This window comes from Dolichospermum planctonicum (assembly GCF_005402965.1).
GTDB lineage: Bacteria > Cyanobacteriota > Cyanobacteriia > Cyanobacteriales > Nostocaceae > Dolichospermum > Dolichospermum planctonicum.
In genome coordinates this window covers 40,369-51,609 of the sequence record NZ_BJCF01000021.1, presented here as the reverse complement: position 1 = coordinate 51,609, position 11,241 = coordinate 40,369, and the positions used below count along the sequence as shown (strand labels likewise).

Sequence of the window (11,241 nt, the reverse complement as noted above, 5' to 3'; positions counted from 1 at the left end):
AACTGAACAGTATTGTGGTATGAGGGAAAAAATTTTCGGAGTAGCAAAATTCGTTATTAAATCATTATTTAAAAGTTGAGTATGTACAATTTGCTGTATAATGGCCGGCATTAAGTGAATAAAATCACAAAAAAATTGTCGGAAATATACATAGATAATTCCCTAGAGGTCAACTTTGAGTCATGAGCTTAATTTTAGTAATCGAAGATGAAACTCAAATTCTCTCAAATCTGCAAGAAATTTTAGAATTGGCAGATTTCAACGTTATTACCGCTGTAGACGGAACAACCGGGCTACAATTGGCGAAAAATAAAAATCCTGATTTAATCATCTGTGACATTATGATACCAGGAATCAATGGCTATGAGGTTTTACAAAAACTGCGACAAGAACCCAAGTGTGCTGATATCCCCCTGATTTTTCTCACTGCTAGAGCCAACCGGAGTGATTTACGTCAAGGTATGTGTCTAGGTGCTGATGATTACATTACTAAACCTTTTGAGCCTTTGGAAATATTACAAGCAGTAAAAGCTAGGTTGCAAAAACGTTTAATCCCTGGTCAAGCCTATCTAAAAGAAGCTCGGAAGTCAGCAAGACTGCAAAAGGAAATCAAAACCAATCAGCTTGAGTTGCAAAACTCCAACGAACTGGCACAGGTTCGAGAAAGCCTATTAAGAAAAGTTTCTATAGACTTATCCAATCCTGTTTCTAACATTAACATGGCCATTTGTATGCTCAAAGAGGCCAAAACAGAAAAGCAGCGCGAGCGCTACTTATCAATTTTACAACAAGAATGTAGACGGGAAATCGAGATATTAAATGAGATTGATAGCCTGCGGGAATTATTAAGTGCTGAAAACACAAAATTGCTCCGAGATTATAAATTACTGGAGATTAATTAATATTAACAGGTAATTTGCTGTTCAGAGGATGTTTGAAAAGTCAAAAAGTTTACAGAAAATCCCCATTTTCTTGTAGGGAATAGGGGATATTTTTTTATCTGCGGTTAATTTCTTATCCCTGATAAAAACTGACGCAAGCTAAATAAACTGAGGCTTTGACCTAAATTGAGAGGTAACATAGATACACCTTCTAAGCGTGACTGTACCCAACCTTCACCCCAGTACCATTCGTGAAAGCCATCAATGGCTCCACTGAGTAGTAATCGCAAACAATTGGGTTTTACCACATCTACTCGATGATGAATGGATACAGGTCCTGTCCAAGTAGTAAATTCAAAGCCCGGTGGCAATTCTGTGGGCATTTCCGGGGGGAAATTTTGTCCTAAGAGCCATTTTTTCAATTGTACTGGATGAAGAATACTATCATGAATGGCATCAGCTGATGCTGGAATTTCGATGCGGATTTGGCTTTGTTGAAATGTACCTAGCATGGTAATGGGTAATGGGTAATGGGTAATGGGTTAATCAACGGCTTCTACTGTTTAAGCTAAAATACAAAAGTCACCAAAAGAATTGTAAGGTTTTTCATGGCAGATCAATTAATTCGTGGGACTGCGGCGAATGGGGGGATTAAAGCAGTAGGTGTGATTACCACCCGGTTAACGGAAGAAGCAAGGGTTCGCCATAAATTGTCCTATGTGGCGACAGCAGCACTAGGAAGAACAATGGCGGCTGGTTTGTTAATGGCTTCAAGCATGAAACGACAAGGCTCTAGGGTAAATGTTCGCGTTAAAGGAGATGGTCCTTTAGGTGGTATATTAGCAGATGCAGGTTTAGATGGAACTGTTAGGGGTTATGTCGGTAATCCATCTGCGGAATTGCCTCTCAATCACAAAGGTAAACTGGATGTTGGTTCTGCTGTGGGTGGGGGCTATCTTTATGTAGTCCGAGATGTTGGTTATGGCTATCCTTACTCTAGTACAGTGGAACTGGTTTCCGGGGAAATAGGTGAGGATGTAGCCCATTATCTCCTAAATTCGGAACAAACTCCTTCGGCGTTAGTTTTGGGTGTATTTGTGGGACAACAGGGGGTAACAGCAGCCGGGGGAATACTGCTACAAGTGTTACCTAAGGCGGCTAAAGATGAAGAACTGGTAGCGACTTTAGAATCAAGAGTTTCCGCTTTATCCGGTTTTACACCACTACTACAAGCGGGGAAAACATTGACGGAAATCTTGCATGATTTGTTAGGAGATATGGGATTGAACATATTTCCCGAAAGTCAAATGCTACGCTTTCATTGTGGTTGCTCTTTTGAGCGGGTGCTAGGGGCGCTGAAAATATTGGGAGAGGCTGAACTTGAGGACATGATTGTTAAAGATAATGGTGCGGAGGCAATTTGTGACTTTTGTGGTAATGTTTATCAGGCAACTAGTGATGATTTAACTCAGCTAATTCTAGATTTACAAAAAGAATCTTTAATTTCTGGTTAATGTAATTAGTCATACTCAAACCAAATAATAGTAATGTTATTGATGGGAAAGTGAGGATATTAAGCATAATATTATCTATATTTATTGATCTACCTACTTTCATATCGCTATTCAATTAATTACTGTGGTGTGAGCAATGACAGAACGGGATATTCCAGATAATTGGCCTTTGGACCAAGTAGATGAATCTATTGGGCTTCAGCCCAACTATATACCAAATAATCAAACGGCTGATACTACTGCTGTTGGTTCTCATTTTAAGTCTGTGAAGAATGGAAAAAATCAAGATGGCACTGGCCTATCTATAAATAATGCTTCTAAAGCTAATTTTTATATCAGTGTTATAACTGAGAAAATGCCACCTTGGATGAAGGGATGGATACCTTTAGCGGTAGTGCTAACTTTGATTCCTGGGAGTGTGGGGTTTTTGGCAATATCTATGTTGTTTAAACTGCCTTCTGCTCCTAATTGCCCGCAAATTTTCTGGCCTTTAGCGAGTGCGTCAGTTAGGTTACACTGCGCTCAGTTGGCGGCTTCTAAGCAAACAGTTAATGATTTGCTCCAAGCGATCGCTTTGGTGAAACAGTTACCAGAAAATCACCCTCTACGGGGGGAAATCAATCGGTTTTTAGAAAAATGGTCACGGGATATTTTACAACTAGCTGATGAGACTTTTCAGTCGGGGGATTTGCAGGGGGCGATCGCTACTGCTCGTCAAATTCCAGCGGATTTAGAAGCGAGTAAATTAGTAGAAGAGCAAATTGAAAAATGGCAGTCAATTTGGTCAAAAGCCGAAGGAATCTACCAAGAAGCGGAACAGGAACTGCGCCAAAGACATTGGCAATCGGCTTTTATGCTCACAGCTAGATTACTGCGGGTAAATAATAAATACTGGGCAAATACTAAATATGAGCAATTAAATAATATTATTGTCACGGCGCGGGAAGATGGGGATAAACTTTACAAAGCTGAAAATTTAGCAGAAACCCGGAGTTTAGATAATTTACTCAAAGCGATTAAACTAGCTAAAACGATTAAACCAGAAAGTTATTTATACCAAAAAGCCCAGGAGCTAATCACTGGATTTGCGCGGAAAATACTTAAATTAGCACAAGGGAAGATGAAAGGGCGAGATGCTGATACAGCACTGGAAATTGCTCGAAAAATCCCCCCTATTCCGGCATTACAGGCGGAAGTTGATGATTTTCTGTTTTTGGGTGAGGCGAAAAGAAGCGCCTTTATTGGTACTGTGGCTGGGTTAGAAACGGCGATTTCTCAAGCTCAACAAATAGATGCTTCTAGGGAAAATTATAATGAAGCACAGCAATTAATTGCTAGTTGGCAATTAGAAATTGAAGATGTTTCTCGCTTAGAAAAAGCCCGGAATTTAGCTAGTCAAGGTACGGTTAGTGATTTAACTGCGGCTATTTCTGAGGTACAATTAATTCCTAGTAGTAATCCCCGTGGGAAGGAAGCCCGTCAGGAAATGGGGCGTTGGCGTGGCCAGGTGGAGACGATTGAAGATACACCATATTTAGAACGGGCTGAACAAATCGCAATTAGTGAAGATGTTAGCTCTTTACAAACTGCGATCGCTGAAGTTAGTCAAATTCGTTCAGGGCGAGCATTATATCCAGAAGCGAGGAAAAAGATTCGGCTATGGACTGCAAAAATTGAGCGTATTCAAGATCAACCATACTTAGATCAGGCTAGGGTATTGGCCGATAATGGTGATTTTAAAACTGCGATTAGTGAAGCTCAAAAAATCGCTGCATCAGGACGGGCTTTGTCGGATGAAGCCCAAACGGCTATAGATACCTGGCAAGACCAAATTCGCTCTCAGGAAAGTTGGCAAAAAGCCAAGCAAGTTGCAGAGATTGGCACACCAGAAGCTTTAGTTCAGGCTATGGAGTTGGCAAATCGGGTATCTAATCGTAACAGTTTGCGTTTAGATGTGAACATTGCCATTGACCAATGGAGTCAACAATTATTACAAATAGCACGTTCTCAAAGTGAAGATGATGTTGCCAAAGCTATTAATACAGCGAAGTTAATTCCTCGCGGTAGTAGTGCTTATACTGATGCTAGGGAACAAATTAGAACTTGGCGGCAATTGCTGGTTCCCAAATCACCACTTACTCCATCAGTGGAATCCACGCCAGAAGCAACACCAGCAGAAGAATCTCAGCCTTCAGAAGTTAGTAATTAATTAGTAATTAATTTATAATTTTGCTAATTTTAAGTATGAATTAGTCTGACGCAAAAACGCAAAGACGGAAAGATTAAGAGTGAGAAATTCTTGATTTTTTAATTTCATACTTAAACATACAGCAAGTAGCTTTGAGTGAGGTACACCTTGTGCGGGCAAGACTTGTACTGAGATTGGTCGAAGTATGCCCGCACCACAAGAGTTTTATTATTAATATCTGTACTTCATAATATCGGGAACTGCTGTAGCAAAGTCCTAATTTTGAATCACTAACTATTCTTCTGTAAAATCTCTCCTCCGCGTCTGGGCGACTCTGCGTGAAAAAAAAGAATTTTACCCTTGATTTTGAATTTGTCTAACTACCGTCAAAGCCGAATAACTTACCCCCGCAGTTCCTTCTCCAGGGTGGGTAGAATCACCAACTAACCACAAATTATTAATAGGAGTACGATTAGCAAAACCAAAGGGTCCAAAGGTGGAAATTCTTTGACCAATACCGCCTACAATTCCCTTTTCTCTACCTGTATAATTAGCAAAGGTACGAGGTGTGGCTGCTTCTACATAAATGATGGTTTCTGGTTTTAAATAGAAATATTGGGAAAGTTTGGATATTGCTTCTTGGGTGAATTTTTGTTTTAACTCTTCGTAATTTTCAGTTTCCCACCAGGGAGTAAAATCAACAAAGGAAGAAGCGATAATTGTGGCTTTTCCTAATGGTGCGCGGCCGTCTCCTTCATGACTTACAGATACAAATAGGGAATTATTTTCGCCAATTGGTCCATTAATATCATATAAAAATTGTAAATGCGGTGGACAATTGGCAGGAATTGCACTCTTATCTACACCTATATAAACAACAAAAGCGCCAGAAGCAGGAGGTAGTTTTTCTACTCTTTGTTTATATCCCCAAGGGGCGTTTTCTCCTAATAGTTGAACTAAGTTTTCAACTGTAACGTTAGCAATTATATGATCTGCTGCTTCTGTCCAAATTTCCCCTGTTTTCTGATTTTTAATGATTACAGATTTAGCTTGGTTATTTTCAACTTTGATTTTTTTGACGGTATGTCTCATTAATAATTTACCACCATCTCGTTCTAAAGATTCTACCAAGCGATCGCTCAATACTTGCATACTGCCTTGGAGATGAAATAATCCTTGGGGTAATTGGGATACATTCAAAGCTGTGGCTGCATAAAGTAAGGCGGTTTCTTCCGCGCTAACTTGGGAATATAATTTGAGTTGTAAATCTAAAAATGTCCGCAGTCTTTTGTCATTTCCTAAACCACATAATCGTAAAGCATCTCCCACTGTCATAAAGGTGAAAGGTGCAGTTATAAATGTACTTGGACGCACTGCTTTAATTAATTGTTTTAAATCCCATAAATTACGCGGTGGTAGCACAGGATCACGTCCTTGAAATTCCCAACTAGCATTAAATAAAGTTGTTAATAATTGCCAAAAAGATTCACTTCCCGGAAATTGTTTTTGGCGTTCTTCTTGCCATTTTTCCGCATCACGCCACACATTAATAGGTATAGACTCTCCGGGAAGATATACCGTACAAGCTGGGTCACAAGGTGTAGCTGCGGGTAATTCTATATTTAATTCCGAGAAAATGCGGTGATGAATTCCCCCAGGTTCTAAACCTGCAACTTGGGTCGCACCAACATCAAAAATAAATCCTTGACGTTTGAAGGTGGAAGCGCAACCACCAGGAACTATTGCTTGGTCAAGTACAAGGACGTTATAACCTTTATTGGATAATAATGCACCTGCCGTAAGTCCACCTATACCTGCACCAATGACAATCACACGGGATTGATTTTTTGTATGAGATAAATTTGACATAATTCTTAATATTACTAATTATTAGTTTACAATAAAAAATTTATTTATTGTCAACAAATTAGTTTAAAAGCAATTGATCTATATTTAGCGTGTATATATTAAGACAATGTAAACAAACAGTTTACACTTACAAATATTTGATTTTTGACTTATACTAGTTTTGACAGTGTTTATACTGTTAATAAATTCAGCAATAACCAGGAGTTTATGAGCAATAGTTTACAAATCTCAGAAATAGCGGTTTCTATCGTCGCTAAAAATCTCAATCCCGCAGTTTTAAACCCAGATTTTCTCAAATATACGGGAATTATTCCTGCTGATTGGGAATTAGCAAATCAACCAGTGTACAATAACAATTTAGTACAGTTGGTTTATAAAAACGGTGTGGGAATCATTGTCCAACCGAACCGACTAAATGTCTTAGAGATGATAGGACCGAAAACTCAAGCAGAGATTCAAGTAGCAGCAATTGCGAGTCAATTGATAGAAAAGTTATCTCAAATAGAGTATCAAGCAGTGGGAATTAACCCCAAAGGATTTGTCGGTTTTCCATCAGAAACGGATGCTTATCAATATATCTGTGGTAAGCTTTTATCTCCTGGTTCGTGGCAAGAATTTGGGGGGAGTAAAGTCAATGCTTCCTTGGAGTTAACTTACCCCTTAAAGCGCGGAGTTTTGAATTTAGCTATTAATCAAGTAAATGTTCAATTTGGGGAACAGGTAACACCAGCAATTTTATTTTCTGGTAACTTAAATTATCCCCTATTAGGTAACACCATCACCGAAAAAATCCAAGACTTACAACAAGTAATTGGTAACTGGCAAAATGATGTCAAAACTTTCCAGGAATTGCTAGTGGAGAAATTTTTGCCATTATCTTCTTCTGGACAAGCAATTAGTGGTTCGGTGTTTTTGAATTGAGTTAATTTAGTGTAGAGACTGTAGAGGTATTTCTGCGTTTCTAATTTTGCTATTTTATAGGTTGGGCATTTTGCCTAACCTAATATTGTGTTATTGTTTTTATACAATGGTATTTTTTGATCTAAACTACTCGATATGAGTTAAAATTGAATTATCCCAAAGAGTTGATTAAAACTAATATTTTCTCAGAGAGATATACTATTATGTGGCTAAAGAGTATTAAAATTAAAGATGTCAAAGGATTTCGAGAACAAACTATTTCATTTCACAATAAAAATAATCCCTATAAGTGGATCACATTATTAGGTGAAAATGGAGTAGGAAAAAGTACATTGCTTCAAGCAATTGCCTTACTTTTAGCCGGTTCAGATGGGGCTAAAAAACTTATGTTATCTCCTCAAAATTGGGTAAGGAATAATTCGGAATATGGTCAATTAACAGCGACAATACAAAGAAATAATGATGATGAAGGCATGATGCTAAATAAAGGTAGAAACAAATTCTCTTATGATTATTCTTACTTGATCATAGGTAATAAAAATACCCGAATTGGTGGAGAAAATTATCCAGCAAATACACTAAATCCCAAAAATTCAGAAACTCTGGAATGGTTAAGAACAAATGCCTTTACTTTAGATTCTCAAGGGTGGTTTGCTGCTGGTTATGGTCCTTTTCGTCGTCTTTCTCGTAGTGAAGGCAATCCGGTAAACTTAAGAGAACTCCAAAGGGCAGATCGTGAAAGTAATTTTAGGACACAGTTTGAAGAAAATGATAGTTTGAAAACTTTTCAAGAATGGATGGTTTTTTTAGATTATCGTATTGCTAAAAATCCTGATGATGCTAAATCTAAACAGATGATGGAATTAGGAAAAAAAGCTATTATTGAACTTTTACCTGGAAATATTAAATTTGATCAAGTTACAAATGATGGAATTATTCTTTTTTCCTTAGAAAATCAGTTAATTCCTATTACTCAATTATCAGATGGTTTTCGCAGTATTATCGCTTTAGTTGGGGATTTAATTTGGCGTTTATTTCAAACCTTTTCCCATCTAGAAACCGATCCTCGTCAAGGATCAGGTATTGTCTTAATAGATGAATTAGATATTCATTTACATCCAGTTTGGCAAAGATTGATTGCTAAAAAGCTAAGAACCGTTTTTCCTAACCTACAATTTTTTGTAGCTACTCATAGTCCTTTTGTTGCTGCTGGTGCTGGAGATGATACACTTACTTTAACTGTCAAAATGATTAATGGAGAAGTCCAAATTGAACCAGTTGAGAATATTGCAGCTTATGATGCTGATTATATTTTAAAAAGTCCTGCTTTTGGTTTAGTTTCTACTCATTCTCCAGCTACACAAGAGAAAATAGATCGTTATAATTATCTGACAGCTAATAGAAATCATTTACAAGGGGAAGAAATTGAGGAATATGAAAAATTAAGACAATTTATGAAAGAATTTCGACCCATTGGAGGTAAACCAGAACCGGGTAGTTTAGAGGATAAAATTAATAAGTATTTAGAGGAAAATTTGTAATGATTCCAGTTAAAAGAACAAGCACACCAGATATTCTCAAACAAAATGCTGATAAATGGTTAAAAAAACTTCAAGAAGCTATTATCAATCTTGAAGAAATAGAGAATGATCCGACATCAAGCAAAGAACAAATTCAAGCAGCAAAGAAAAAAGTAAAAAATGCCCAAGATAAATATAATCCAGGCAAAACTGCAAAACATAAGATAAATACTGTAAAGCAGCCACTATATGATATGTTTTCTGGTAAATGTGCTTTTTGTGAACGGAAGGTTGAAATTTCAGCAGGAAGAATTGAGCATTTTAGACCTAAATCTCAATATGTTGATTTAACTTTTGATTGGAATAACCTTCTTTATGCTTGTGAAGTTTGTAATAATGCCGAAAATAAAGGAAATAAATTTCCTCTTGATTGTGATGGTACTCCATTATTGATTGATCCCACTGATGAAGATTGTGATATATACCAATATCTTGAATTTTATTGGGATGAAAAAGCTCAATTAGCTCATGTTAACGGAAAAGATAAACGTGGAAAGGTTGTCGCAGAAATATTAAGTCTTAATAGAAATGATTTAATACAACATCGAAGTGGAAAGCTTAAACCATTAATAGTATTATTGATTCAACTTACAGAAACTAGGGATAAAAAGGCCAGGGATGAAGATGCCAGCTATAAAAAAGCGATAGAATGCCTAATACAATCTTGTAAATTTGATGAGGAATATACTGCTTTTGCTCTTTTCTATATTCTTCCTTATCTTGCTCACGCTCCTCACGCATTACATATTTCCGAAGCCATAGAAATGATTAAAGAAGTTGGTAAACGAAGTCCTAGTTATGCTAAATTTGCTCGTATTGATGATTTATCATCATTGAATAAATATGAATAATTAATATGATTTGCAATCAAATTATAGTGCTTTATATTACCAGAAAAATATTCTACTAAATACTAACAGTTTATAGATGAGAAGGTTTACACCATCAAGAAAGTTGTAATATAGAAGAAGTAACATAGCTGAAACCACTATAAGCAATGACATCAACTTTGGCGAAACTTCCCCGTCTTCATGCACCCACCTTGCACCATTTACCTAACGGCTTGACTATTATTGCTGAACAAATGCCAATAGACGCGGTTAATCTTGATTTGTGGGTAAAAACAGGTTCTGCAATGGAAACTGACGCTATTAATGGTATGGCTCACTTTTTAGAACATATAGTCTTTAAAGGTACACAAAAACTCATCAGCGGTGAGTTTGAACGTCGCATTGAAGAACGCGGCGCTGTCACTAATGCTGCTACTAGCCAAGACTATACCCACTATTATATCACAACCGCACCTAAAGACTTCGCTGAATTAGCACCTCTACAAATAGATATTGTTTGTAATCCTACCATTCCTGATCATGCCTTTGAACGGGAACGATTAGTGGTTTTAGAAGAAATTAGACGCTCTGAAGACAACCCCGGACGACGCATTTATCGTCATATCATGGAAACCGCCTTTGATACCTTACCCTATCGTCGTCCAGTCCTTGGACCTGCTGCGGTTATTTCTCAAGTCAAACCCCAACAAATGCGCGATTTTCATACTCATTGGTATCAACCCCAGTCAATCACAGCCGTAGCCGTGGGTAATCTACCAGTAGAGGAATTAATAGAAATTATCGCCACAGAATTTAATCAAAATTATCAACAAATAACCAATAAACCAACAGAAACACCTGTAATTCCTGAACCTGCATTCACAGAAATTGTGCGTCAAGAAATTATTGACAAAACTCTCCAACAAGCAAGACTAGTCATGATTTGGCGAGTCCCTGGATTAAAAGAATTAAATCAAACCTATGCACTTGATATTATTGCCGGAATTTTAGCACAAGGCAGAACTTCCAGATTAGTCCATGATTTACGAGAAGAACAGCAATTAGTATCTTCAATTTCTGTTAATAATATGAGTAACTTATGGCAAGGAGTATTTTCAATTTCCGCTAAATGTAATGTAGAAAACTTAGCCGCAGTAGAAAAAGCGATCGCTCAACATCTTCACATATTACAAACAGAATTAGTCAAAGAATCAGAAATCGCCCGCGTTCAACAACGTGTAGCCAATCGGTTTATATTTAGCAACGAAACACCAAGCGATCGCGCTGGATTATATGGTTATTATCAATCTTTAATTGGTGACTTAGAACCAGCCTTTAACTATCCCCAACTTATGTACGCACAACAAGCAACTGACTTAATCCAAGCAGCCAAAAACTACCTATCCCCAAACGCCTATGGTATTGTTATTGTCAAACCTATTTAGTCCCATTTAGTCA

At 37.4% G+C, this 11,241-nt stretch carries 9 protein-coding genes; 7 read left to right on the top strand and 2 right to left on the bottom strand.

The window, feature by feature from the left end; genetic code table 11:
• Positions 1 to 182: 182 nt before the first annotated feature.
• On the top strand, positions 183 to 902 hold the full coding sequence (locus tag FFO06_RS10990; protein WP_137908081.1) for a response regulator transcription factor: 720 nt from the start codon (positions 183 to 185) through the stop codon (positions 900 to 902).
• A 104-nt stretch (positions 903 to 1,006) separates the two neighbouring features.
• Here the strand turns inward: FFO06_RS10990 and FFO06_RS10985 are convergent, their stop codons facing one another.
• The gene (locus tag FFO06_RS10985; protein WP_137908080.1) at positions 1,007 to 1,393 is read right to left on the bottom strand and encodes a hypothetical protein; all 387 of its coding nucleotides are present in this window, start codon (positions 1,391 to 1,393) and stop codon (positions 1,007 to 1,009) included.
• Positions 1,394 to 1,489: 96 nt separating this feature from the next.
• Between FFO06_RS10985 and hslO the strand changes: the two genes are divergently transcribed.
• Together hslO and FFO06_RS10975 are read left to right on the top strand one after the other, a co-directional pair.
• Positions 1,490 to 2,395 (top strand): Hsp33 family molecular chaperone HslO, encoded by a 906-nt coding sequence (gene hslO / locus FFO06_RS10980; protein ID WP_137908079.1) that lies wholly within the window; start codon positions 1,490 to 1,492, stop codon positions 2,393 to 2,395.
• Between the two features lie 136 nt (positions 2,396 to 2,531).
• Positions 2,532 to 4,604: a chromosome segregation ATPase gene (locus tag FFO06_RS10975; protein WP_137908078.1), complete on the top strand. Its 2,073-nt coding sequence runs from the start codon at positions 2,532 to 2,534 to the stop codon at positions 4,602 to 4,604.
• A gap of 333 nt (positions 4,605 to 4,937) precedes the next feature.
• Here the strand turns inward: FFO06_RS10975 and crtD are convergent, their stop codons facing one another.
• Positions 4,938 to 6,452 (bottom strand): C-3',4' desaturase CrtD, encoded by a 1,515-nt coding sequence (gene crtD / locus FFO06_RS10970; protein ID WP_137908077.1) that lies wholly within the window; start codon positions 6,450 to 6,452, stop codon positions 4,938 to 4,940.
• Positions 6,453 to 6,659: 207 nt separating this feature from the next.
• Here crtD and FFO06_RS10965 point away from each other — a divergent pair, with 207 nt between their 5' ends.
• The 4 genes from FFO06_RS10965 (at position 6,660) to FFO06_RS10950 (ending at position 11,228) form a co-directional block, all read left to right on the top strand.
• On the top strand, positions 6,660 to 7,373 hold the full coding sequence (locus FFO06_RS10965; protein WP_137908076.1) for a hypothetical protein: 714 nt from the start codon (positions 6,660 to 6,662) through the stop codon (positions 7,371 to 7,373).
• Positions 7,374 to 7,576: 203 nt separating this feature from the next.
• Positions 7,577 to 8,914 (top strand): AAA family ATPase, encoded by a 1,338-nt coding sequence (locus FFO06_RS10960; RefSeq protein ID WP_137908075.1) that lies wholly within the window; start codon positions 7,577 to 7,579, stop codon positions 8,912 to 8,914.
• Positions 8,914 to 9,804, top strand: a complete 891-nt coding sequence (locus FFO06_RS10955; RefSeq protein ID WP_137908074.1) for a retron system putative HNH endonuclease — start codon at positions 8,914 to 8,916, stop codon at positions 9,802 to 9,804. The genes FFO06_RS10960 and FFO06_RS10955 overlap by 1 nt, the downstream gene beginning before the upstream one ends.
• A 146-nt stretch (positions 9,805 to 9,950) precedes the next feature.
• Positions 9,951 to 11,228, top strand: a complete 1,278-nt coding sequence (locus tag FFO06_RS10950; RefSeq protein ID WP_137908073.1) for a M16 family metallopeptidase — start codon at positions 9,951 to 9,953, stop codon at positions 11,226 to 11,228.
• Positions 11,229 to 11,241: the final 13 nt, after the last annotated feature.